The 23,606-nt window shown below is 65.6% G+C and carries 18 protein-coding genes; 15 read left to right on the forward strand and 3 right to left on the reverse strand.

The window, feature by feature from the left end:
- Nucleotides 1–26: 26 nt before the first annotated feature.
- The 4 genes from ACT3SZ_RS12165 to ACT3SZ_RS12180 all read left to right on the forward strand — a co-directional run bounded on the left by ACT3SZ_RS12165 (nt 27) and on the right by ACT3SZ_RS12180 (nt 2,562).
- Nucleotides 27–614 carry a YceD family protein gene (locus ACT3SZ_RS12165; RefSeq protein WP_444618962.1) on the forward strand — a complete coding sequence of 196 codons (588 nt, stop codon included), beginning with the start codon at nt 27–29 and terminating at the stop codon, nt 612–614.
- Complete coding sequence (gene rnc / locus ACT3SZ_RS12170) at nt 614–1,345, forward strand: ribonuclease III (RefSeq protein WP_444618964.1); 732 nt, start codon at nt 614–616, stop codon at nt 1,343–1,345. The genes ACT3SZ_RS12165 and rnc overlap by 1 nt, the downstream gene beginning before the upstream one ends.
- 25 nt (nt 1,346–1,370) lie before the next feature.
- Nucleotides 1,371–2,201, forward strand: a complete 831-nt coding sequence (gene mutM / locus ACT3SZ_RS12175; protein WP_444618966.1) for a bifunctional DNA-formamidopyrimidine glycosylase/DNA-(apurinic or apyrimidinic site) lyase — start codon at nt 1,371–1,373, stop codon at nt 2,199–2,201.
- A 79-nt stretch (nt 2,202–2,280) separates the two neighbouring features.
- Nucleotides 2,281–2,562, forward strand: coding sequence for a helix-turn-helix domain-containing protein (locus tag ACT3SZ_RS12180; protein ID WP_444618968.1), 282 nt, complete (start codon nt 2,281–2,283; stop codon nt 2,560–2,562).
- Between the two features lie 163 nt (nt 2,563–2,725).
- Here the strand turns inward: ACT3SZ_RS12180 and ACT3SZ_RS12185 are convergent, their stop codons facing one another.
- Entirely contained in the window at nt 2,726–3,724 is a 999-nt protein-coding gene (locus tag ACT3SZ_RS12185) for an HNH endonuclease (protein ID WP_444618970.1), read from the reverse strand.
- 237 nt (nt 3,725–3,961) lie between these two features.
- Here ACT3SZ_RS12185 and ACT3SZ_RS12190 point away from each other — a divergent pair, with 237 nt between their 5' ends.
- Nucleotides 3,962–4,420 carry a GyrI-like domain-containing protein gene (locus ACT3SZ_RS12190; RefSeq protein WP_444619047.1) on the forward strand — a complete coding sequence of 153 codons (459 nt, stop codon included), beginning with the start codon at nt 3,962–3,964 and terminating at the stop codon, nt 4,418–4,420.
- 458 nt (nt 4,421–4,878) lie between these two features.
- Nucleotides 4,879–5,577, forward strand: a complete 699-nt coding sequence (locus ACT3SZ_RS12195; protein WP_444618971.1) for an SGNH/GDSL hydrolase family protein — start codon at nt 4,879–4,881, stop codon at nt 5,575–5,577.
- On the opposite strand, the gene ACT3SZ_RS12200 is transcribed toward ACT3SZ_RS12195, so the two are convergent.
- Nucleotides 5,550–6,806: a hypothetical protein gene (locus ACT3SZ_RS12200; RefSeq protein WP_444618973.1), complete on the reverse strand. Its 1,257-nt coding sequence runs from the start codon at nt 6,804–6,806 to the stop codon at nt 5,550–5,552. The two genes, ACT3SZ_RS12195 and ACT3SZ_RS12200, sit on opposite strands and share 28 nt — an antisense overlap.
- A gap of 258 nt (nt 6,807–7,064) precedes the next feature.
- Here ACT3SZ_RS12200 and ACT3SZ_RS12205 point away from each other — a divergent pair, with 258 nt between their 5' ends.
- The 9 genes from ACT3SZ_RS12205 to ACT3SZ_RS12245 all read left to right on the forward strand — a co-directional run bounded on the left by ACT3SZ_RS12205 (nt 7,065) and on the right by ACT3SZ_RS12245 (nt 23,433).
- Nucleotides 7,065–8,900: a GmrSD restriction endonuclease domain-containing protein gene (locus tag ACT3SZ_RS12205; protein ID WP_444618975.1), complete on the forward strand. Its 1,836-nt coding sequence runs from the start codon at nt 7,065–7,067 to the stop codon at nt 8,898–8,900.
- Nucleotides 8,901–9,201: 301 nt separating this feature from the next.
- On the forward strand, nt 9,202–10,680 hold the full coding sequence (locus ACT3SZ_RS12210) for an alanine/glycine:cation symporter family protein (RefSeq protein WP_444618976.1): 1,479 nt from the start codon (nt 9,202–9,204) through the stop codon (nt 10,678–10,680).
- 73 nt (nt 10,681–10,753) lie between these two features.
- Entirely contained in the window at nt 10,754–11,053 is a 300-nt protein-coding gene (locus ACT3SZ_RS12215; RefSeq protein ID WP_444618978.1) for a helix-turn-helix transcriptional regulator, read from the forward strand.
- Nucleotides 11,054–11,071: 18 nt separating this feature from the next.
- Nucleotides 11,072–12,307, forward strand: a complete 1,236-nt coding sequence (locus ACT3SZ_RS12220) for a HipA domain-containing protein (RefSeq protein ID WP_444618980.1) — start codon at nt 11,072–11,074, stop codon at nt 12,305–12,307.
- Nucleotides 12,308–12,408: 101 nt separating this feature from the next.
- Nucleotides 12,409–12,705 carry an acylphosphatase gene (locus ACT3SZ_RS12225; protein WP_444618982.1) on the forward strand — a complete coding sequence of 99 codons (297 nt, stop codon included), beginning with the start codon at nt 12,409–12,411 and terminating at the stop codon, nt 12,703–12,705.
- Nucleotides 12,706–12,721: 16 nt separating this feature from the next.
- The gene (gene smc, locus ACT3SZ_RS12230) at nt 12,722–16,261 is read left to right on the forward strand and encodes a chromosome segregation protein SMC (protein WP_444618984.1); all 3,540 of its coding nucleotides are present in this window, start codon (nt 12,722–12,724) and stop codon (nt 16,259–16,261) included.
- Nucleotides 16,262–16,272: 11 nt separating this feature from the next.
- Entirely contained in the window at nt 16,273–19,908 is a 3,636-nt protein-coding gene (locus ACT3SZ_RS12235; protein ID WP_444618985.1) for a hypothetical protein, read from the forward strand.
- A 248-nt stretch (nt 19,909–20,156) separates the two neighbouring features.
- Nucleotides 20,157–21,845, forward strand: a complete 1,689-nt coding sequence (ftsY, locus tag ACT3SZ_RS12240; RefSeq protein ID WP_444618987.1) for a signal recognition particle-docking protein FtsY — start codon at nt 20,157–20,159, stop codon at nt 21,843–21,845.
- 178 nt (nt 21,846–22,023) lie between these two features.
- Nucleotides 22,024–23,433: an ammonium transporter gene (locus ACT3SZ_RS12245; RefSeq protein WP_444618989.1), complete on the forward strand. Its 1,410-nt coding sequence runs from the start codon at nt 22,024–22,026 to the stop codon at nt 23,431–23,433.
- Here ACT3SZ_RS12245 and ACT3SZ_RS12250 read toward each other — a convergent pair.
- Nucleotides 23,430–23,606: a hypothetical protein gene (locus ACT3SZ_RS12250; RefSeq protein WP_444618991.1), complete on the reverse strand. Its 177-nt coding sequence runs from the start codon at nt 23,604–23,606 to the stop codon at nt 23,430–23,432. The genes ACT3SZ_RS12245 and ACT3SZ_RS12250 overlap by 4 nt on opposite strands.

Below are 23,606 nucleotides of genomic sequence, written 5' to 3' on the forward strand. Positions count from 1 at the left end.
CCCCGTCGCGAGGGTAGAAACATGGTGTGAGTAACGATCCTTTTCTCCTCGATGTCCGTGAGCCGCTTCAGACCGTCGGCGTGCCCCACCATGTGACCACCACCGGGACGGCTACCGTCCGGCTGGGTGGCGAGATGCTCGGTGTGGCCGAGGGCGCGCAGGTCGAGGTCGTCGCCGATATTACGAACCTGGGGGAGTCGTTGCTGGTCGACGCCACCGCCTACGCCCACGCCACCGGCCAGTGCTCCCGTTGCCTCGGGCCCATCGACCGTGAGATCTCCCTGCACATCAGTGATGTCTTCGGCATGACCCCGGACTTCATCTCCGGGGAGGACGCCGAGGACGGCGACGAGCCAAACCTGGTGGAGAAGGACCAGGCGGACGTCACCCAGCTGCTGGTCGACGAAGCCGGCCTGAACCTCCCGTTCAACCCGGTCTGCGCCGACTACGGGCTGACCTGCTCGGACGCCACCCCCGAGCCGGATGGCGTGTCCGGCGAGGAAGAGGTCGTGGACCCGCGCTGGGCGGCGCTGGCTGAGAAGTTCGCCGACGTCAGCGATGACGCGGACGATGACGAGGCCGATGATGATGCGAAGCCGGGGGAGGACGCCTAATGGCACGCAAGCGCCGCCTCACCGGTGAGGCCGCCCTTCAAGCCGCGTTCTCGAAGACCGACCACGGCCCGCTGAAGGAAGCGTGGGGCGTGGACCTGCCGGACGAGATGTTGCGTCTGGCGCTGTCGCACCGTTCCTTCGCCAACGAGAACGGCAACCTCCCGAACAATGAGCGCCTGGAGTTCCTCGGCGACGCGGTGCTGGGCCTCAGCGTTGCCGAGCAGCTCTACGTGCAGTTCCCGGACCGCTCTGAGGCGGACATCTCCAAGATGCGTGCCGGGGTGGTCAACATGTACGCCTTGGCGGACGTGGCACGCGATCTCGGCATGGGCGATAACATCCTGCTGGGCCGCGGTGAGATGCTCACTGGCGGCAACGACAAGCATTCCATCCTCGCCGATTCGGTGGAAGCAATGCTCGGGGCGATCTACCTTGTCCACGGGTTCGCCACCGCCCGCGATGCCGTGCTGCGCATCTTCGCCGAGCGCATCACTACGGCACCGTCCACCGGTCTGACTATGGACTGGAAGACCGTGCTGTTGGAGAAGCTCAGCGACCTGCGCATCGGCGGCGACCCCGTGTACGTCTCCGAGGCGTCCGGCCCCGCCCACGACCAGACCTTCAACGCCACCGTCACCATCGGTGACCAGGTGCGTGGCCGGGGTACCGGCCACACGAAGAAGGAGGCCGAACATCACGCCGCCCGCGAGGCCTACAAGGCCCTGAGCTGACTTGAGCCGAGGGTAACCAGCCACCATGCCTGAGCTTCCCGAGGTTGAGGTCGTGCGCGCCGGACTGGCCGAGCACATCCTCGACGCGACGTTCCTGCACACCGAGGTGCTGCACCCGCGCGCAGTGCGCGGGCAGGACGGGGGAGCGTCCGCCCTCATCGCCGGGTTGGACGCGGCGGTCGTGTCGCAGGTCTGCCGCCGCGGCAAGTACCTCTGGCTAGACCTGGGGCACCGCGGCAACCTGTTGGTGCACCTGGGCATGTCCGGGCAGATGCTGCTCGGGGAACCGGGGCAGGTGCTCTCCCCACACGTGCGGATCCGTTCACGCCTGGCGACGGCCGACGAGGGGCCGCTGGAGCTGACCTTCGTTGACCAGCGCACCTTCGGACGCTGGGAACTCACCGACAGTGACCCCGTCCCGCATATCGCGGTGGACCCGCTCGATGCGTCCTTCGATGCCGTTGAGACCGCCCGGGCGATCCGGCGGAAACGCTCGGAGATCAAGCGGGTGCTGCTGGACCAGACGGTGGTCTCCGGAATCGGCAATATCTACGCCGACGAGGCGCTGTGGGACGCCGGCGTGCACCCGCGTAAGCGCGCCAGCGCGATGCGACAGCAGGACGTCCTGCGCGTCCTGGAGTGCGCCCGTGAGGTCATGGAGCGCGCCCTGGCGGCTGGCGGGACGACTTTCGATGACCTGTATGTGAACGTCAACGGGGCGTCCGGGTATTTTTCGCGGTCGTTGAACGCCTACGGGCGGACGGGGGAGCCGTGCCACCGGTGCGGGACACCGATGGTGCGCGAGCAGTGGATGAACCGGTCTTCGCACTTCTGTCCGGTGTGCCAGCAGCGGTAGTGAGGCGCTTGATGTTCCGACGAACAACGGTGCGGGGATTCCGGAGCAGGCGCGCGATGCTCTACTGCGCGTCGTCGAGGTGTTGGAATCGAGCGGAGGTGCCGTCGTCCTTCCCGCGGATGCGTTACTGAGTACGCAGCAGGCGGCGGAACTGCTGGGTGTGAGTCGGATGACGGTGGTGCGGCTGATCGACCGGGGCGAGCTAACAGTAGCGGGCGGGGGAGTCCATCGTCGGGTCAGTGCGGCGGAATTGGAGCGCTACCGCAGAGCTAGCGCGGGGCACCGGCGGGCCGCGCTGGTCGCGCTGGCGCAGGATGTCACGGAAGACACGCCGCCCGATCGTGTGATCCATACCCGGTGAACGGCCCAAGAGTCGTTGTCGACGCGAACGTCCTGGTGTATCGGTGACGCCGGCAGCACCCGACGGACTTCGCGCTGCTCCCGGGGCGCTGGAAGCCATCCACGCCGAGCATCAAGCGTGTGAGGCTTCTCCGCCGAGGGGCGCTCGTGCGGGGGAGGAGATGTTACCCGGGCATCTTTGCGCCCTTGGTGCGGTTGCAGCGCCAGCACAGAGTTTGGAGGTTGTCGGGCTCGCTGAGACCGCCCTTCGACACCGGTACGATGTGGTCGACTTCAAGGAGCAGGTTCGGCTCGACAGCGACGGAAACCCCACATGCGGGATTCTGGCAAGTATGGTCGTCACGATCTTTGATCCACCCGCGCAGGCGGGCGGTCATGAGCGCGCGCTGACCGGCAGCCGACTTCGCCCAACGAATCTTCTGAACGAGTGTCTCTGAGAGTGCGTCGAGGGTCGGGGTGTTCAGATTGATGTTCACCGTCTGAGCGCTGTTGCCACCGGCGGAGACGTACTCGAACTTGTACTTCGGGTACGGCACCGTAATCGGCGATAGATGCACGCCGACGAGGCTCCAGAACTCGTCCGCGTACCGCTGAAGGATGAATGCGGGCGGGTTGATCATCGTGACGATCGTGGCCTCACGACGCTGCACGTTGGCGACGGCCTCTTCCAGTCGTGAGACGTCCGCAGCTATCCGCTGCACGTCGGCCAGCGTTTCTTTGGTCGCCTTGATCTCGAAGTACTTCATCAGGTACTTGATCGGATCCATGCTTGCGTTGCGTACGACCTGCAGGGATGCATTGTGGACGTGGGGCGCGTACTCGGCCACGTTGCGGTCGCGCTGGTAGTTCCAGTTAGACGTGTTCTCAAAGTTCGCGAGGTGTGCGTACTGGCCGGTGGACGACGTACCCAGCTCGAACGCGCCTTCGCCGCGAATCTCCGCGACGTAGTTCACGACCTCGTTGTGCTCGGCGACAACTGAGGAAATCTGAGCGCGGAGCCCATTGAACTCTGGGCCATTGAAGTACTGGTTCTTCCTGTAATTCCAGATCACTGGGTTCGCGATCAGTACCCCGGCGAGGGCGAGGAAGAAGAGGATCGGGTGAACAGAACCGAATAGCAACGGCAACGCGATCAGCAACGTAACAAAGAGCCACTTGGGCACTGGGTCTCTCCTGAGTAGGGCTCTTTTGAGTAGAGCTGTGGGTATTCAGTTCTTCAAGTCTGGAGTCATGATATTAAGCACCTCATACGGAGAACAGCAACCTCGTCTTCCTCGCCCGCTATTCCTGGTGCGGGGGTGGTCAACACCGAGGAAGTGGCGTATCTTTTCTCTGCCGAAATTGTGCGCGTGGCGCCAGGCCAGGGTCCGTCACGAGGGTGATGCTGGGATCGGTTGACGTTGCCTCCTGCACCGGCGCCGCTTCGGTCCATTCATCGTGCTGCTCGGCCAACGCCGCCGGGACCAATCGGACGACCGCATCACGGTGTCGCGCAGGTCGCGGCCAAGAAGTCACCGGCGCGGCTGCGGGACGTCCGACTCCGGTCGCTCGCAGAGGGCAAATGCGTGCAGATACTCCACGTCGGCTCCTTCGACGATGAGGGACCTGTTCTGGAGCGAATACATCACGAGTTCCTCCCAGAGAACGGTCTGAGGTTGGACGGGACGCACCACGAGATCTACCTCAGTGACGTGCGCAGGGTCGCACCGGAGAAGCGCCGAACCATCCTGAGCCAGCCCGTCAGCCCGGCGTGGGGCCCTGGGGTTGCACCGGTGAGCGCCGTGCTTGCTTGGGGTAGGCGATGGTGGGATGTTGGCGGGGCGTTTGCGGGGATGACGGGGAAATGCCCCCGAGATTAGTGGCTTTCGCCACGAAAAGTGTTTTTCTAGAATAACGTTGCCCTTGGCCCACGAGTCACCTTGCGCGGTGCCGGGGATCTGGGGAGGGTGTTCGCTTCCTCCGCCGCTCTCCACCTCTGGTTTTACCTCTCTCCACCTCTGACACTTCATTCCTTCAGGAGAACTCTGCCGTGCGACTGTTTCGCCGTCGTCCTACCGCCCTGGTTCCGCTCGCGGCCCTTGCCCTGGCATTTTCCGCCTTCGCCGCTTCCCCTGCGGCGGTGGCGGCCGATCTGCCGTCGTCAGGAGGCGGCTCAGCGAACTCCTCGGGATCTTCGGGATCTTCGGGGTCCTCTGGTTCCTCGGGATCTTCTGGCTCCAGTGGCTCGAGCGGGTCAAGCGGGTCAAGTGGGTCGAGTGGGGCTAGCGGATCTTCGTCGACCTCGAACCTGTACTCCACGAGGACTGAGCGCAACGTCGTGGCCTTCGGTGACTCCTTCACCGCCAACTCGCTCGATTGGATCAACAGCTACCCTGCTCTCGGCAGCTCCTACCCGAAGCAGTCAGGTTGTTTCGTGGCACCCGACGCATGGCCCGGGCTGGTTGCGAACCAGACGGGGCGTCCCGTCCAGAACTGGGCGTGCAACACGCACACCACCGCGAACATGCTCGGCCGGGTCGACCAGGCCATCATGGCCGGCCACGTGAACGACACCTCCACGGTCGTCTTCGCCGCCGGCATGAACGACAAGAATCAGGGCGTCGACGACGCGATGGTCCGGGCGAATCTCGTCGCTGCGGTGGACAAGGTCCGCGCGGTCGCCCCGAAAGCTGAGGTATTCATTCTCGGACGCCTTGCCACCACGGGCTCCAACCAGGTCTATTGCGACGTCAACATCATCCCGAACATGCCCACCGGCCAGCCTGCACCGCGTACCGCGTCCAATGAACGTGCCACGCAGGCGAACCAGAAGGCAGCGGCAGTGACCGCCGGCGTGCAGTTCATCGACATCAGGTCCAAGACGATCGACAGCCACTCCAGCTGCGCGAAGGATGCCGCCCGCTACATCTCCGGCAACTGGGACATCACCACCCGCGGATTCAACATGACCTCCCATCCATCGACTCCGGGGAGCCGCTTTCTCGCCTCTCAGGTGGCAGCCGCCAGCGCTCGGTGACGAGGGGGAGGGGAGAATATTCGCAGCTGACCGTCCGAGACCCACAGCTCGCCGGCGTGCCACCAGACACGGGCTTGTGACGTCGACACCGACACTGCCAGCACCTCCTCGAGGGAGTCCGGATCGTAGAGACGGTAGGTGCCCGAGTCATCGTCCTCGGTCCACTCGGGATCCAGTGAGCTGAGTCTGAAGCTAAATGCGCCGAACCACGGTCCGACCGCGTTGAGCCAGTGATTCCCCGCCGGTGCCCAGAAGCGTCTGACCACGTCGAGGTCCCGGTTTCGTAGGGTCAGGGTGGTGCCATCGCTGGTGAAAATCCGGCCGCCGACCACGAGTACTTTCCAGCTTTCGGGGCTATAGGACTCCTCTGCCCAGCGGATCTCACCGTTGACCACCCTGCCCAGTTGGTAGAGCAGCATCCGTCGGTTAGCGTCGGCCTGCTCGTTGAGGACGATGTGCCCGCCGTCAGGGTGATCATGCGCAAAGTCGTATCCGGGTAGTTTCCGATCCTCATCTCGCGGGGCGGCACAGTGTTCCTGGAACGTGCGGATGTCGTGTTCAGTGGGGAGTCGTTCGTGCCAGGCCGGTGATGGTTGCTCTTCAACCGGTGCAGATGCCTCATTCGGTCGCTCCGTCGTGACCTCGAATTTCGGAGGACTCCACGGCTCAGGGCGTTGCGGCGTCCCATGCAACTGTGCGTCCCGGGTGAAGCTGGTAGCCGGAATCGTTGGAGAAAACTCGGCATTGAGGAGCTGCCCGCCCCCATCGCCGGTATCCACGACCATCGGGACACCGGTCTCTGCATCCACCGTGATCCACCGGACCTTTTCTGAACTGTCCAGGTGACACCCAGGTAACCCCGGGACGAGGAAAGCATGTCGGCCCTCTACGCTGACGTCCTCGACTGGACCAGCGGGGAAGACCGAGTCCAGCGTGCGTAGCAGTAGGCGTGGGTAGATGAGCCATGTTGCTGGCGACATGACCGACAAACTCTCTGAGCCATCTACCGGAGATCCGTCGAGCGTGACCACGGTGGCGTCTTCGTTCTCCAGGAGTAGCGGGGTGCCGGCCAGATCTGCGAGAAGGAGCCGGCGGTCATCCCGGAGGAGTCGGTAGTCACCAGGGCCGAGGACGAGGCTTGCCATGCGCTCTCCACCGATCACCCAGCCCAGATGGGAACCGTCGAACGCACCGTGGAGATGCACTTGCGCACTCACCGGCACGGACACTCCCCGTGTGACTAGCTGGCGGAGTTCAGACCAGTCGATCATGTGCTGCAGGCTACCTGAAGCTCAGGTTATCCAGTTGGACTCGCGGAGCAGCCACCGTAGCGACCAGGAACGGGGCGGCTCGATTGTGCCCCAGTGTGAGCCGGTGAGCAGCTTGGGGCCGTATTCAATACTAAGTGGCAGCTGAGTTCAGGTAATGTGCGGAGAGTAGCCGACTTTTCAGTCGCCCACGGGGCGCATACACGATTGCGAGGACAGATGGCAGGCACGGATACGAGCTTCGAAGCATCGGCAGTGAAACTTAGCGAGCTGCTGGGCAACGCGGAGAAGGGGCAACTCCAACTTCCCGACTTCCAGCGAGGATGGGTATGGGATGAAGAGCGTATCCGCGCGCTGATTGCCTCCGTGTCCCGAGGCTTCCCAGTCGGTGCCGTAATGACGTTGCGGACCGGTGGCAATGTCACGTTCAAACCTCGTCCTGTTGAAGGGGCTTCTCCTGCGTCGGACGACAACACAGTGGAGTCACTACTGCTCGACGGCCAGCAGAGACTGACATCCCTGTTTCAGGTGATGAAGCGAAAGGTTGCGGTGTCTACGGTCACGCCGCGAGGTAAGCCAGTCGACCGTTGGTTCTACCTAGACATCGAGAAATGCCTAGACGACGAGTGCGACCGCGAGGACGCCGTGATTGTGGTGCCTGCAGATAAGCGAGTGACCTCGGACTTTGGGCGCAGCGTTGACATAGATGTAACAACGCGTGAGAAAGAGTTTGAGAACAAGCTATTCCCCCTTAACGAAATTTTCTCGTGGACTGATTGGCAACAGGGTTACTTTACGCATGTTGGTACCGAGAGTATGGCAGAGATCTTCAATTTTAACGACAGGGTTATCTCCAACTTTACCGAGTACTTGGTTCCGCAGATTAGACTCGCTGCATCGACAACGAAAGAGGCTGTCTGCGTTGTCTTCGAGAAGGTCAATACCGGCGGCAAGCCGCTGGATGCCTTCGAGCTGGTGACCGCCATGTATGCAGCTGAGGGTCACGAGCTGAGGAAAGACTGGTACGGAAGTGAATCTAGCCAGGGAAGGAAGGAGCGTCTCTCTGCAGCGCACCGACTTCCTACGGAGGAGGTTGGCGTCCTCGGCGACGTGGGGAATACGGACTTCCTTCAGGCGATCTCGTTGTTTCATTCGAGGGGGCTTCGTGATGATGCAGCGAAAAACGGAAGGACAGGGAAGGACCTTCCGAAAATATCCGCGACCAGAAAAAGCCTTCTCGACCTTCCGCTGGAAGCCTACCTTAAATATCAGGACGAAATCGAGGAGGGGTTTTTCGCCGCTGCGAAGTTCCTTGTAAACCTCGGGATCTACCGGGTGAAAGACCTTCCCTATCAGAGTCAGGTGGTTCCCCTGGCTGCAATTCTCGCTGACCTCGGACAACGAGGTGACTCTCCGGCTGCCCAGGCTAAGGTGAAAAGGTGGTTCTGGAATGGCGTATTCGGGGAACTTTATGGCTCATCGACCGAGACCCGTATCGCGCATGACTTCGTCGAAGTGGTGCGATGGATCGATGGTGAGAAGGAGCCGTCCACCGTCCATGATGCGACTGTTCGCGCGGATCGTCTTGAGTCGATGCGCTCTCGGTCCTCGGCGGCGTACAAGGGGGTCAATGCTCTTCTCACGTATCACGGGGCACGGGATTTTCGAACCGGGCAATCCTATGGCCACACTATATTCTTTGATGAGAATGTAGATATTCACCACATTTTCCCGAAGGACTGGTGTAAAAAGAATGATATTCCGCCCGCGATCTATGACTCAATCATCAATAAGACACCGCTGTCTTCTCGAACCAACCGAATAATCGGAGGCGTGGCCCCGAGCCGGTATCTGCAGACGCTGGAGGCTGAGTTTGCCGACGATGCGAATAATCCTGGGCAAGAAGTCGATGAAAGACTGCGGAGTCATCTTGTCGATCCGGGCCTACTGCGAGCAGACCACTTCTATGATTTTATGAAGGACCGACAACGGCAACTTGTTTCACTCATCGAGGGTGCAACCGAGAAGCGGGTCATCGTCGATGCCCAAGGATGATAGGCCGGGCTAGCGCCTCGGGAATCCTCGCCTTTTCGACACGCGTCGCCGTGGTGCAGACCAGTGACCGGGGCTGTCCCTCATCGTGGAGTCTTCCGGGGGATGGTGCCTGTGAAGCTGACACTGTAGGTATGCGGCGGTCTGGCGAGTGTCAAGGAGCACGTGATTCCAAGCGCTTCGGAGCCGCGATAACCCCTGGAAATGACCAGGGGTGACCTAATGAGGTAGGCAAAAGTGATCTGCGCCACGTATCTGAGTGTTGGTACATCGGTTTCACGCATTGCGCAGTAACGTCCCGAACATGACGGACTTCATCTCATCCTTGAACGACAACATATGGTTTGTTCTCGCCTTTGTGCTCGTCGCGGTCGGCCTCTACTTCGGAGTCAGAACCGCCCTGGTTCAGCTCCGGCTCTTCCCCCAGATGTTCGGTGCGGTGGCAGAGGCCCCGTACGAGGGCGACGAGATGCTCAAGAATGATCCGCACTCGGCGGAGAAGAAGGGGATCTCGCCGTTCAAGGCATTCACGATCTCCGCAGCCTCGCGCGTGGGCACCGGCAACGTCGCCGGTGTCGCCGTCGCGATCACCCTCGGTGGGCCCGGAGCGGTGTTCTGGATGTGGATCATCGCCATCCTCGGCGGTGCGACATCCTTCGTGGAATCCACCCTGGCCCAGCTGTACAAGACCCGTGACTACGAGAACAACGCCTACCGTGGTGGTCCGGCGTACTACATCACGCGCGGCCTGAATAAGCCCGTCCTCGCCGTAATCTTCGGCATCGTCATCACCCTGACCTTCGGTTTCATCAATAACGCCCTGCAGACGAACTCCATCGTCGAGTCCGTCGGGCGTTCCGCCGACAATGACGGCACCGGCCTGAAGATCATCGTCGGACTGATCGTCGCCGCACTCACCGGCCTCATCGTCTTCGGTGGTGTGCAGCGCATCGCCTCCTTCACCCAGGTGGTCGTGCCGTTCATGGCCGTGGCTTACATCGCCCTCGGCCTGATTGTGGTCCTGATGAACCTCTCCGAGATCCCCGGTATCTTCGCCCAGATCGTCGGCCACGCCCTCGGCTTCCGTGAGATCGCCGGAGCGACCATCGGCGCGGCCTTCATGAACGGCATGCGTCGTGGCCTGTTCTCCAATGAGGCAGGTCAGGGCTCGGTGCCCAACGCCGCCGGTACTGCCGCGGTATCCCACCCCGTTAAGCAGGGCCTGGTGCAGACCCTCGGCGTCTACTTCGACACCCTCGTCGTTTGTTCCGTCACCGCTTTCATCATCCTGCTGAACAACCCGCCCTTCGGTGAGGAGATCCAGGGAGCCAGCCTCACCCAGGACTCTATGGCCGCCGAGGTCGGCGACTGGGGCATCCACGCGGTGACCTTCATCCTGTTCTTCCTCGCCTTCTCCTCGGTGATCGGCAACTACTACCTCGCCCAGTCCAATGTGGAGTACTTCACGAAGAACCCGATCGTGATGCTGACCTTCCGCGTGCTTGTGGTGGTCTGTGTCTTCCTCGGCGCGATCGTCGACATCCCGGTGATCTGGGCCCTGGCCGACACCTTCACCGCGATCATGGTGATCGTGAACCTTTGCGCGATCATTCCGCTGTGCCCGGTCGCGCTGAAACTGCTGCGCAACTACAACGAACAGCGCAAGCAGGGGCTCGATCCCGTCTTCAAGCGCAGCATGCTGCCCGAGCTGAAGAACGTGGAGTGCTGGGACGATAAGGACGACACCTTCGATGCCCAGCCCGCGCGCACGCTGCGCGGCTAAGGCCACTTGATTGCGCTGGTAGAGTTCTCGATGAGCCACACAAGGCACATTGATCACTGAGAAGGACCACGCCATGGGTAGCCCCGCTCCGGTAAGCAAGCGCCGTGTCTTACGGTCGCCGGCCTCGGCACGCAAGCGTCTGGGCCGTGAGATCACCCAGGTGCGAAAGGCTCGGGGACTCACGCAGGTGGACCTCGCCGACCTCGTTGGTAGCAGTCGCCGCACGGTGTCCCGCGTGGAGAATGGGGAACCCGGAGTCTCCTTGGACACCTACGCCGCCATCGCTGAACACATCGGCCCTCTGCAGGGATTCCGACGGGAAGATCCATCGCCCCCGGACCTATCCACCTTCGCAAGTTGGACGGCTCTCTAAGGGGTCACTGACCTCGATGTGTACCTCTCCGGGGTGTTGGCCGGTCGGATCCGACGGGCGACAGGGGGACTGGCGGCACCGGCACTTACGTACACCGATGAATGGCTGAACACCGCGGGTTCGTACCCGCTGTCTTTGTCTCTGCCGATGCAGCCAGGACAGGGACACCCTGAACGCACCGTGCGGTTTCTCGAGTCGTTGATTCCGGAGAACCGGCAGACCCTCAACGACTGGCATCGTCGCCACCGGAAGATGGATCCCAACGACCCGACGTCGGTGCTCGCTTTCGTGGGTGAGGATGTCGCTGGTGCCGCCAGGTTCGTTCCAGCCGGGCAACTCCCCGAGGAACATCGTGACAGCGTCGTTCTCTCGGACCGTGAGGTCGGTGACATGCTCGCAGACCTCCGCGAGAACCATGGGGCGATGCCGTTCACCATGGAGTTTCCGAAGGTGTCGTTGGCTGGCCAGCAGCCGAAGATCGGCCTCTACCGTGACGAGCACGGGTGGAGACTGCCATTCGGTGACCTCCCGTCCGCACATATCCTGAAGCCCGCAGCAGAAGGCCTCACGGCACTGGACATCAACGAGGCCGCCATGCTGCAGGCCGCAGCCGCCCTCGGGATCCCCACGGCACAGTCAGCGGTGGAAGTTATCGGTGGCGAGCAGGTGTTCGTCACCCAGCGTTATGACAGGGTGCGCGACGACACCGGCCGGGTTCAGCGCCTCCACCAGGAGGACTTCGCCCAGGCGATGGGCTACGCGGCGGCGGCGAAGTACCAGAAGACGGGCGGCCCCGGAATGCGGGAGATCGTTGCCTTCCTGAAGGCGAACGTCACAGACCCCGACGCCGACCCCGACGCCGACCTTGACGTTTTCAACCGACTCCTCGCGTTCAACGTCGCCATCGGTAACGCCGACGCGCACGCGAAGAATCACTCGGTGATCATCACACCGGTCGGTAGCCGCCTGGCCCCGGCGTATGATCTGCTCTCGGTCGTTCCGTATCCGCAGTTCGACCAGGAGCTGGCCTTCAAGGTCGGCAAGCACTACCGCCCGAGTCAGGTGACCGCGAAAGACTGGGAATTCTACGCGACGAAGACCGACCAGAACGTCGACCGGGTGCTCGCGGTGGTGGCAGACACTTGGGCCCGCGTCCCCGACGCTGCTGCTGATGCCTTGCGTGCGTGTAACGCTCCAGTGGAGATGCGGGACATGATCCTCGCCGCGGCAGCCGCAAAGACGCTACGAACGTAGAGGGGGTGGTGCGAACGTCAAACTCGTAATGACCAGTCCGCCCACTGCGATGGCCGAGTTCTACTGACGGTCGCCGGTGTGCCCCCGATAGACTCGGCACCATGCCAACCACCGACAGCACACCACCCACCACGCGTCTCACCGCGTGGGTCCATGGCCACGTCCAGGGGGTGGGCTTTCGCTGGAAGACCAGGACGAAGGCCCTGCAGTTCGGGCTCGTCGGCTTCGCGTCCAACTATCCGGACGGCCGCGTCCTCGTCGTCGCCGAAGGCTCCGAGACCGCCACGGGCGACCTGCTCAACTGGCTACGCTCCGGCGATACTCCGGGACGGGTGGACCATGTGGTGGACTCGGTGACGGGCCCGCGTGGCGAGTACACCGGGTTCGAGACCCGCTGAGGTAAAATTCTCCGCCATGCACCTCAAGTCGTTGACCCTGAAGGGTTTCAAGTCCTTCGCGTCGGCGACAACCCTGAAACTGGAACCCGGAATCTGCGCGGTCGTCGGACCGAACGGATCCGGCAAGTCCAATGTCGTCGACGCACTTGCCTGGGTGATGGGCGAACAGGGCGCGAAGACCCTGCGCGGCGGCAAGATGGAGGACGTCATCTTCGCCGGAGCCGGCGACCGCAAGGCCCTGGGCCGCGCGGAGGTCACCCTGACCATCGACAACGCCGACGGCGCGCTGCCCATCGACTACTCCGAGGTCTCCGTGACCCGGCGCATGTTCCGCGACGGGGCCAGTGAGTACGAGATCAACGGTTCCAAGGCCCGTCTGATGGATATCCAGGAGTTGCTCTCGGACTCCGGCATCGGCCGCGAGATGCACGTCATCGTCGGGCAGGGCCGTCTCGCCCAGATCCTGGAGTCGCGTCCCGAGGAACGCCGCGCCTATATCGAGGAGGCTGCCGGCGTCCTCAAACACCGCCGTCGTAAGGAGAAGGCCCAGCGCAAACTGGTGTCGATGCAGGGCAACCTGGATCGTCTGCACGACCTGACCGACGAGTTGGCCAAGCAGCTCAAGCCGCTGGCACGCCAGGCCGAGGCCGCCCAACGCGCCGAGCAGGTGCAGGCCACGATCCGCTCCAACCGGCTGCTGCTCACCGCCGACAAGGTCCGTCGGCTCTCCGAGGAACTCAACGACGCCGACGCGCAGACGAAGGTCCTCGACGCCGACATCGCCGAGCTCAACGCCGAGCTCGAGGAGCACACCACCGCGCTGGCCGTCACCGAGGAGGAACTACGCACCGCCCTGGAGGAGGCCGAGGCGGCGAAGTCGTTGTGGTTCCGGCTGTCCACGGTCGCCGAGAAGAACTCTGCCACCCTGCGCATCGCCGCCGACCGGGCCGACGACTCCGGCGCGGACACTCAATGGACCGGCCAGGACCCCGAGGAACTCATCGCCCGCGCCGAGCAGGCCGAGGAGGAGCAGGCGGTGCTCGATGAGGAGGTGGAACTCGCCGCGGAGCGTCTGGAGAACATCCGCGAGGACGTCGCCGCCCGTGACGAGGCCGCCCGCGAGGCCGAGCGCGAGCACCTTGCCCAGGTCCGCGCGATCGCCGACCGGCGGGAGGGGATCGTCCGGCTTCTTGCCCAGCAGGACGCCGTGGACCAGCGGCGCACCGCCGCCGCCGAGGAGATCGAGAGGCTCCAGCAGTCGGTCGACGAGCAACGCGAGGCCCTGGAGGCCACCTCCGGTTCCGAGGCGGCCGATGCGGCCGACGCCCTGGCCGAGTTGGAGAACCAGGGCGCCGGACTGGAGGACGCTGCGGCGCGCGCGGCCGAGGAGTCCACCGGCGCCGACCAGCGGGTAGGGGAGTTGCGCGGCTCCGAACGCGACCTGGAACGCGCCGTGGCCTCGCTGGAGGCGTCGGTGGACGCGTGGCGCGACCAGTTGCGTCCTACCGACGGTGCGGCGGTGGCGGTGCGTGCGGCCGCCGAGCGTGGGCTGGACGCGCTGCGTCCTCTCGCCGATTTACTGAGCGTGCACGACGGCTGGGAGCGCGCGGTCGCCGCGGTGCTGCCCGCCGGGCTCGCCGGCGGCGACGCCGGCTCCGTCGACTCGCTGGTGGACGCTCTCGTGGAGGCGGCGGAAGGGCGCGCCGTCCTGCTCGCCGGTGACGGTGCCGGAGAAAGTTCAGGCTCCTGGCGGCTGGACTCTGAGGCGATCACCACGTCAACCACGCACGCCGGCTGGCTGCTCGACCACCTGGAGGTCGACGACGCCGTGGTGCCGGCCGTCACCGCCCTGCTCGTCGACGTCGTCGCCGTCCCCGGTGTCGAGGAAGGACGCCGCGTGGTCGCCGCCGATCCGCGCCTGCGCGCCGTCACCGCCGACGGGGTGCTCCTCGGCGCCGGCTGGGTCGCCGCCGGCTCCGGAGGGACGACCCCGGTGGAGCTGTCCACCCGCATCGACCGGGCGTCCGGGGAGATCGCCGAGCGTCAGGCAGAACTCGCCGACCTGCAGGCCACACTCACCGGCGCCGAGCAGGCCGCCGAGGAACTGCGCACCGCCGCAGCCGGGGCGACCGCCGCGGTGCGCGATCACCGCACCCGGCTCACCGCAGCTCGTCAGCGAGCCGAGGCCGCCGAACGCAGTGCGGGCCAGGCGCGCCGACTGCTGGACAAGGTCGTTGCCCAACGCGACGAGGCAGAAGCCCGACGCGACGCGCTGGCCACCGAGGCCGATGAGGTCGCCGAGCGTCTGGCACGGCTCGACGAGGAAGATGACGGCGGCGGCGCCGGCAGCGGCGCCGAACCGTCCACAGCTGAACGCGATGCGGCGTCCCAGGCGCTGACCCAGGCGCGCGCCATGGAGATGGAGGCCCGACTGTCGCTGCGCACCGCCGAGGAACGCGCCGGCAACCACCGGGGACGCGGCGAGGGGCTGCGCCGTCAGGCACGCCAGGAGACCGCGGCACGCGAGCAGTTCGAACGCGCGGCGGCGAGTCGTCGGGCAGCCCGTGAACGCGCTGCGGTCGTCGCCGAGCAGGCCAGGAGAGTGGACCTGCGCATCCGCGATGCCCTGCACCGTGCCGAAGGCACGCGGGCGCGCACCGACGAGGCGCACCGGCAGTGGCAGGGCGCGCTGAATGAGCGCAAGGACAAGGTCAACACCTTGACCCTGCGGTTGAATCACCTGACCAATACCTCCCACACCGCCGAGATCGCCCGCAGTCAGGCGCAGCTGCGCATCGAACAGGCCCTGGAACAGGCCATGGACCAACTCGCCATGACCTCCGCCCAGCTACTCGCCGAGGCACCCGGCGAGGACTTCGACCGCGACCTCGCCGCTCGCGAACTCAAGCAGGCCGAGAAGTCCCTGCGTTCACTGGGCAAGGTCAACCCCCTGGCGCTGGAGGAGTACTCCGCCCTCGAGGAACGCCACCGCTTCCTGGCCACCCAGCTCGACGACGTGGAGAAGGCCCGCGATGACCTCGACGGGGTGATCAAGGACGTCGACGACACCATCCTCACCCTGTTCACCGAGGCGTGGAACGACGTGGAGGATGAATTCCCCCGCGTCTTCGACACGCTGTTCCCCGGCGGCGCCGGACGCCTGGTGCTCACCGACCCCGACGACATGCTCACCACCGGCATCGAAGTCGAGGCCCGCCCGCCCGGCAAGAAGGTCAAACGTCTCTCGCTGCTCTCCGGCGGAGAGAAGTCGCTGACCGCCCTGGCGCTACTCGTCGCCATCTTCCGCGCCCGCCCCAGCCCCTTCTATGTCATGGACGAGGTCGAAGCCGCGCTGGACGATGTAAACCTGCGCCGGCTCATCGCCCTGTTCGAGGAACTGCGCGAAGACTCGCAGCTCATCGTGATCACCCACCAGAAACCCACCATGGACGTGGCCAATGTGCTCTACGGGGTGACCATGCGCGGCGACGGCGTCACGCGGGTCATTTCCCAACGCATGGACCCCAAACCTGCCGAACCCTCCGGCTCCTCCTAGAATAGGTCGACGTGAGCAACACCCCGACTCCTGCAGACAGCCCCATCGCCGATCTCTCCGACAATCTCCTCGCCTGGGCGTCCAGCACGGAGATAGAACTCGCCCGACGTCTCGGCGAACTCAGCGGTGACCCCGCCGTGTTCGTCGACCTGGACATCACCGGTGATGAGCTTGAACGCCTCACCATCTTCTACGGGGAGTTCCTCTCCCGCCAGATCCGCGCCGGTGCGGGGGAGGACGCGCTGCTGCGCACCTGCCCCGCGCTGACCGCCTCCACCCTGATCTTCCGCGCCGCCAGGCTCAACGTGGTCGGCGAGCTGGAGTCGGAGTTCTGGACCGGCCTGGGCATCGAGCCGACCGCCGAGCGGGTCTCGCTGATCGACTACGCCGAGATCCTCACCCGTGCGGGCCTGGACCCCATGGACGCCGCGGCCGCCGGCTCCGACGGGGACCTGGGGCGCCTGTTCGCCCACGTCGGTATCGCCACCGACTGGGTGCCCGAGCTCATTGAGTTGATCGACACTCGTCGTCTCGCCGGTGAGGCCCTGGCCACCCCGGCCGAGGAAGCCGCCGCCGTGGTCGCCGTGCTCGCCGAGGAGTCCCTGCAGGCCGGCCCGTTGTGTGCCGCGCTGCCCGCGCTCGCTGAGCGACTGATCGCCCCGGTGGTGCGCGTGGTGCAGCTCGCCGCCGAACACCCCGACCACTGGGTCAACTCCGTGACGGAAGCCCGTTCTGATGCTCGTTCTGATTCAGGGCAGGACGCCGCGGTCGCGCCGCTGGTGCTCGAGGACGTCGTCGAGGAACTGCGTGAGCGTCCCGCCGGCACCACAGCCCGACGCCACCGCGTTGGTGTGGGTACCCGTGAAGACCGTCCGCGCCTGGCCATCGACCTGGCCCGGCAGCGCGTGGTGCTGCGTCTTCCGGAGCAGCCGCTCGAGGATCCCAGCGACGCTGATGATTCTGTCGACTCTGTCGAATCTATCGATGAGGTGCGCTGGCACGTGGACGTCGACGGACGTCCGGCCGGTTTCCGCACGCGTCGCTCCGACGCCCCCGGGCGTCCGGTCACCGAGACGCTGGACCTGCCGGTGCGGCGTCCGGTGCGCGAGATCGGCGTGCGCGACCTGACCCACGGCGAGTCCTGGGTGCTGCCCGTCGTCGACGACGCCGACCCGGTCATGGTCTTCACCCGCCGCGGCAAGGACCTCACCGACCGTGTCTCCCTGCACCACTCGCGCGTGCTCGTGGTCTGCCCTGAAGACTCCACCGCGGTGGATCCGGTGGCCGACCGCACCATCCCGGTGCTGGGCGAGTGGCAGGTCAAGGCGTGGGACGGCTGGGTCATCCGTGATCTGGACCTGTCCGAGGCCACCGCACTGCTGATCGACCGTCCGGGCGTGGCACGTCCGGCGATGGGCACCGTGCGCTGTGTGGACGCCCGCCAGCGCGTGTGGTTCCGCGAGCCGGAGAACGTGCTGCAGGCCATCCGCACCGTCGGTGGACTGCCCGTGCACTCCTCGAGCCTGCAGGCCGTGTTCCCGGCCACCGTCTCCGGTGCGCCGGAGATCTGGTTCCTGTCGGTGAGCTCCTGGGCCGGCCCGGATGAGACCGGCGAAGAGGTCACGGAGGAGGAGCCGCTGGAGGTGCCCGCCGAGGGCGGCATGTTCGACGTCTTCGACCCCGAGGCCTACGAGACCCCGTGGGTCGGGGAGTACCTGGTGCGCTTGCGCGGCCCGCGTAATGAGTCTTTCCGCCACGAGTTCGCCATCGTCGAGGGCATGGACATCGAGGCTCCGGCCAGCCCCCGACTGGGCCTGGCCGCCGGGCTGACCCCGGTGACCGTCTCCCTGTTCCAGGGCGACAAGCAGCTGTTCATCCCACGCACGGTGGACGTGAAGACCGATGAGAAGTCCGTCCAGGTTATCGCCGAGACCGATGCCGGCGACGCTCTGCCGCTGGTCGTGGAGCCGCCGCGCCTGCGCTTCCAGCTGCCGCTGATCGGCGAGGATCCGATGTGGCGCACCGAGTCGCTCGTGGCCCCGGCCGTGGAGATCAACTCCGCCACCCGCTTCCGGATCCGTCCCGGCATGCCCGTGGAGTCCCCGCGTCTGGTCATTCGTGACCGGCACGGTGCCCCGGTGCGCACCCTGCGCCTGGGCACCGTGGACCAGGTGACCTGGTCGGTGTCGCTGTCGTCGGTACGTGGCTCGCTTCCGCTGCTCACCGAGGGTTCCTGCGAGCTGGAGTTCGTCGCCGACGGACGCAGCCACAGTGTGCGCCTGGTGACGATGCGTCCTGCCGAGGACCGCACCCTGACCTACACCGCCCCGGAAGGCGACGGCACCCGCGGCAGCTTGAGCGTGTCGCCGAAGGTCGACTCCCCGGCGTGGGTCTGGTCGCTGACCGCCCCGTGGATGTCCGCCCGCGTCCTGAGTTTCACCGGTGGCGTCGCTGAACTGCCCGCCGAGCTGACCGATGCCGGCGCGCTGAGCGTGCAGTTCCACAACCGCGACCGCTTCAGCCCGCTGCACCCCGCCGCGTCCCCCGGACCCGGCTCCCTGCGCGTCGACGTGCCTGGCCACGCCCGTCCGGACGACGGTGGCCCCTGGACGCAGCTCGCCGCCTACCTCGCCGGAGCGTCCGACGAACTGCCCGAGGACACCGACGTCCTCACCGTGCTGTGGGACGTGCTGGCCGGCTGGCTGACCGGAGAAGCCACCGCGGACGCCAGTGCCGCGATGCACGCAGCCCTGGCGCGCCACCCGCGCGAAGCACTGCGCGCGATGTCGCGTTCGCTGGTGCCGTCCTCGGACCGTCCGGCGCAGTTCATCCTGTCCGGGCTGGTGCACGCCTCACTGCGCTCCACCTCCCCGGACCCGCGCCCTGGCGTGGCCTGGATTGCCGCCCTGGAAATTCTTGGCGAACTCGCCGCCACCGATGACGACGACACCATGGCTCGCCGTGAGATCGGACGCCGGCTCTCCGGCATCGGCGGCACACCGCTGTCGCAGACCGTGGAGACCGGACGCGACGCCACGCTGGAGACGTCCTGCATCGACGCCACCACCGTGCAGATCGCGCAACTGTCCCCGGAGCAGCAGGAGGCCGTGCTGTCGACCTTCTTCGCCGGCTCGCAGGTCGTGCCCGGTGCGCTGTCGGAGGAGAACTCGCGACTGATCGCCGTATTCGAGACCTTCCGTCACCGTGAGGAACTCGGCCAGGTGCTCGCCGATCCGGGTCTGCTGCGCGTGGCGCTGGCGCTGCTGCGCCGGATCCGCCAGACGAACCGGCAGCTGTACACCTCCGCGCGCGTGCGTTTCGACAAGCTCGACAACGTGGACACCGACAACCCGGACAACCGCTGGGCTCTGACCCCGGTGATCAGCATGATTCTGGCGATTGCCGCACGCATGCACGCCCACGGGCGGCTGGGATCGACCGGGCAGCTGTCCTCGGCATACCCGGGCTGGGCGGAGATCGCGCGCATCGTGCCTGATCTCGTGACCGGTGACCTCGTCGCCGCCGACGCGATGGTGCTTGGTGTGTTCGGGCCGGATGAGGTGGAGGATGATGCTTCGGCTGAGGCTGATGCTTCGGCAGAGGTTGATGCTGCTGATGCGGCGATCGACTCCATCATCAGCGAGTAGCGCGCTGGCCCTCCGGGGCGTCCTGAGCTCATCTTGAGCCCTCAGGTCGTTTCGCAGGGGCTGGGATGACCTGAGGGCTCAAGGTGCCGCACCTTGAGCCCTCAGGTCGTTGAGGAGGAGCCACGGCGACCTGAGGGGTCAAGGTGGCGTCCCGAATTGGTGGACGGCGGCGGGGGAGACGGGGGCGCTGGGGGAGAAATCCGCGCCCTGCGGCACACGGGGCGGCGGTCGTTTGGTTCACTGGTGGCATGGACCCGATTATCTGGATAGTCATAGCCGCCGTCGCGGTCATTGTCATCGTCGCCCTGCTGATCGTCCTCGGCATCCGTCGGGGCAAGCAGAAGGAGATCTCCTTCGAGAAGAAGTCGGAGATCGAGGAGAAGAAGCCGACCTCTGGCAACTACCAGGCGCAGGGTGGATTCAACTTCAGCGCCGGTAGCGCCGCCGGTGTGTCGGAGAAGGAACCTGAGGTTCTTCCGGGTCAGGAACTCGGCGGGGACAAGGAGCCGCCGGCCACGCCGACGCCGCCGGTTGCGCAGCCTGCTCCGGAGCCGGAGCCTGAGCCTGAGCCGACTCCCGAACCCGAGCCCACACCTGAGCCTGAGACAACTCCTGAGCCAGCCCCGGAGCCGGAGCCGGAGGCGACTCCGGAGCCTGAGCCGACTCCCGAGCCCGAGCCCACACCTGAGCCTGAGCCGACCCCGGAACCTGAGCCGACTCCTGAGCCCGAAGTGGAGCCGGAGGTTGAGCAGGAACCCGAGCCCACCCCCGAGCCTGAGCTGACTCCCGCTCCCGTCGTGGAGCCCACCCCGGAACCCGAGCCCACGCCCGAGCCTGAGCCGGAAGAAGAGCCGGAGCCCGAAGCAGAGCCGGAGCCCCAGCAGACTCCTGCTCCCGTCGTGGAACCGACTCCCGAGCCCGAGCCCGAAGCAGAGCCCGAAGCCGAGCCCGAGACGGAGCCGGAAGAAGAGCCCGCCCCGGAACCCGAGCCGACTCCCGAGCCCGTCGAGGAGATCGCCCCGGTCGAGGGACGTATCGGCCGCCTGCGCGGCAACCTTTCCAAGTCGCAGAACGTCATCGGACGTGGTGTGCTCGGCATCCTGTCCGCCGGCGACCTCGACGAGGACGCCTGGGAGGAGATCGAGGACACGCTGATCATGGCGGACCTCGGCACCAAGACCACCCTCGCCGTGGTCGAGGATCTGCGCAACCGGATCTCCAACCAGGGTGTCTCCAGCGAGGAGGAGGCCCGCGCCCTGCTGCGCTCCTGCCTCATCGACGCCTGCAAGCCCGGCCTCGACCGCTCGATCCACGCGATGCCTTACGAGGGCAAGCCCGCGGTGATCATGGTCGTCGGCGTCAACGGCACCGGTAAGACCACCACCACCGGCAAGCTCTCCCGCGTGCTCGTGGGCATGGGCCACTCCGTCCTGCTGGGAGCGGCGGACACTTTCCGTGCCGCAGCGGCCGACCAGTTGGAGACCTGGGGACGTCGCGTCGGGGCGAAGACCGTGCGCGGCAAGGAGGGTGCTGACCCGGCATCCGTCGCCTTCGACGCCGTGGCCAAGGGCGTGGACGACGGCATCGACGTCGTCCTGGTCGACACCGCCGGGCGTCTGCACACCTCCGTGGGCCTGATGGACCAGCTCGGCAAGGTCAAGCGTGTCGTGGAGAAGAAGGCCAAGGTCGACGAGGTCATCCTCGTGCTCGACGCCACCGTGGGCCAGAACGGACTGGTCCAGGCACGCATGTTCCGCGACGTCGTCGACATCTCCGGTGTCGCCCTGACCAAGCTGGACGGCACCGCCAAGGGCGGCATCGTCTTCCAGGTGCAGGAGGAGCTCGGCGTGCCCGTCAAGCTCGTCGGCCTGGGCGAAGGCGCCGATGATCTCGCCCCGTTCGAGGTCGAGGGCTTCGTGGACGCCCTGCTGGGCTAACTCCAAGCCTAGAACCGCATCACTGAAACACCGCCGTAATCTTACGGCGGTGTTTTTCATGCACACGAAATCATGCGGCATGAACAGTCGAAACATCGGGCAACTTAACTACTCAGGGTGAGACACCGGCGCTACCGGCCGGAGACAACCCCCACGCAACCCTGAGGAGTCCCCCGAAATGACACCCGAGGAAATGGCGGCAGCCACAGGCGACTCGGCCTGGATGCTGATGTCCGCCGCACTGGTGCTGCTGATGACACCGGCACTGGCCCTGTTCTACGGCGGAATGTCGCGTCAGAAGTCCGCCCTGAACATGATGATGATGTCCTTCGGCACGCTGGGGCTGATCGGCGTGATCTACGTGCTTTGGGGCTGGTCGATGTCCTATGGCACAGAGACCGTGGGGGGATTGTTCTCCAACCCCTTCGAGTTCTTCGGTCTGAAGGACTCCGTCACCGACTCGGCCGGCAACTACATCGTCGGCGCCGAGGGGTACGCCAATGTGATCGACATCGGCTTCCAGCTGACCTTCGCGGTGATCACCGTGGCGATCATCTCCGGTTCGCTGGCCAACCGCGTGAAGTTCTCCACCTGGATGGTCTTCGCCGGGATCTGGGCCACGCTGGCCTACTTCCCGATGGCCCACATGGTCTGGGGCGGCGGACTGCTCTCCGACGGTGAGGACGGCCTGGCCGCGATGATGTTCGGCACCGCGACCGAGGACGGCGAGACCGTCGCCGCGATCGCCCCGATCGACTTCGCCGGCGGCACTGTGGTGCACATCAACGCCGGTGTGGCGGCCCTGGTGCTGGCCCTGATCATCGGCCGTTCGCGCACTTTCATGAAGGAGGGCTCGCGCCCCCACAACCTGCCGCTGGTCATGCTCGGCGCGGCCCTGCTGTGGTTCGGCTGGTTCGGGTTCAACGGCGGCTCCGCCTTCGGCGCCAACGGCGAGGCCGGTCTGGCGTGGCTCAACACCACCGCCGCCACCTGTGCCGCGATGCTCGGCTGGCTGCTGGTGGAGCGTCTGCGCGACGGGCACACCACCTCGCTGGGTGCCGCGTCCGGTGTTGTCGCCGGCCTGGTGTCGGTCACCCCGGCCGCCGGTGACCTGACCCCGCTCACCGCCATCATCCTCGGTGCGATCGGTGGTGCGCTGGCCGCCGTCGGCGTGGGCCTGAAGTTCCGCTTCAAGTTCGACGACTCGCTGGACGTCGTGGGCGTCCACCTGGTTGCCGGCATCTGGGGCACGATGGCTATCGGCCTGCTGGCCACCGACCGTGGCCTGCTCACCGGTGGTGGCGCGGACGGATTCAAGCTCTTCATCGTCCAGATCGTCATTGCTCTGGTTGCCGTGGTCTTCTGCGCCATCGTCACCGCCGTCATCGGCCTGGCGCTGAAGTACACCATGGGCTGGAGGATCTCCGGCGACGACGAGTCCGCCGGCATCGACACCACCCAGCACGCCGAGTCCGCCTACTCCTACTCCGACGAGGAGGAGTTCGAGGAGGTCGACGACTTCGACTCCGCCCAGGGCGATGCCCACCGGGCCAACGACCTCGCCGACGAGGCGCACCAAAAGAGTTAGGACGCACCGGACGCACCGGACGCACCGGACGCACCGGACGCGCCGGACGCATCGGACGCCCCACGGCCCACCGGCCGCGGGGCGTCCTGCGCACGCGGTGCGTCCTGCGTCGTTTTCGGGGGTAAGTAGGAAGGTCCGCACACACCGGGTACGGTGGTGGGGTCAGAAGCCAT

The organism is Corynebacterium sp. AOP40-9SA-29 (assembly GCF_052377405.1).
Classification (GTDB): Bacteria; Actinomycetota; Actinomycetes; order Mycobacteriales; family Mycobacteriaceae; genus Corynebacterium.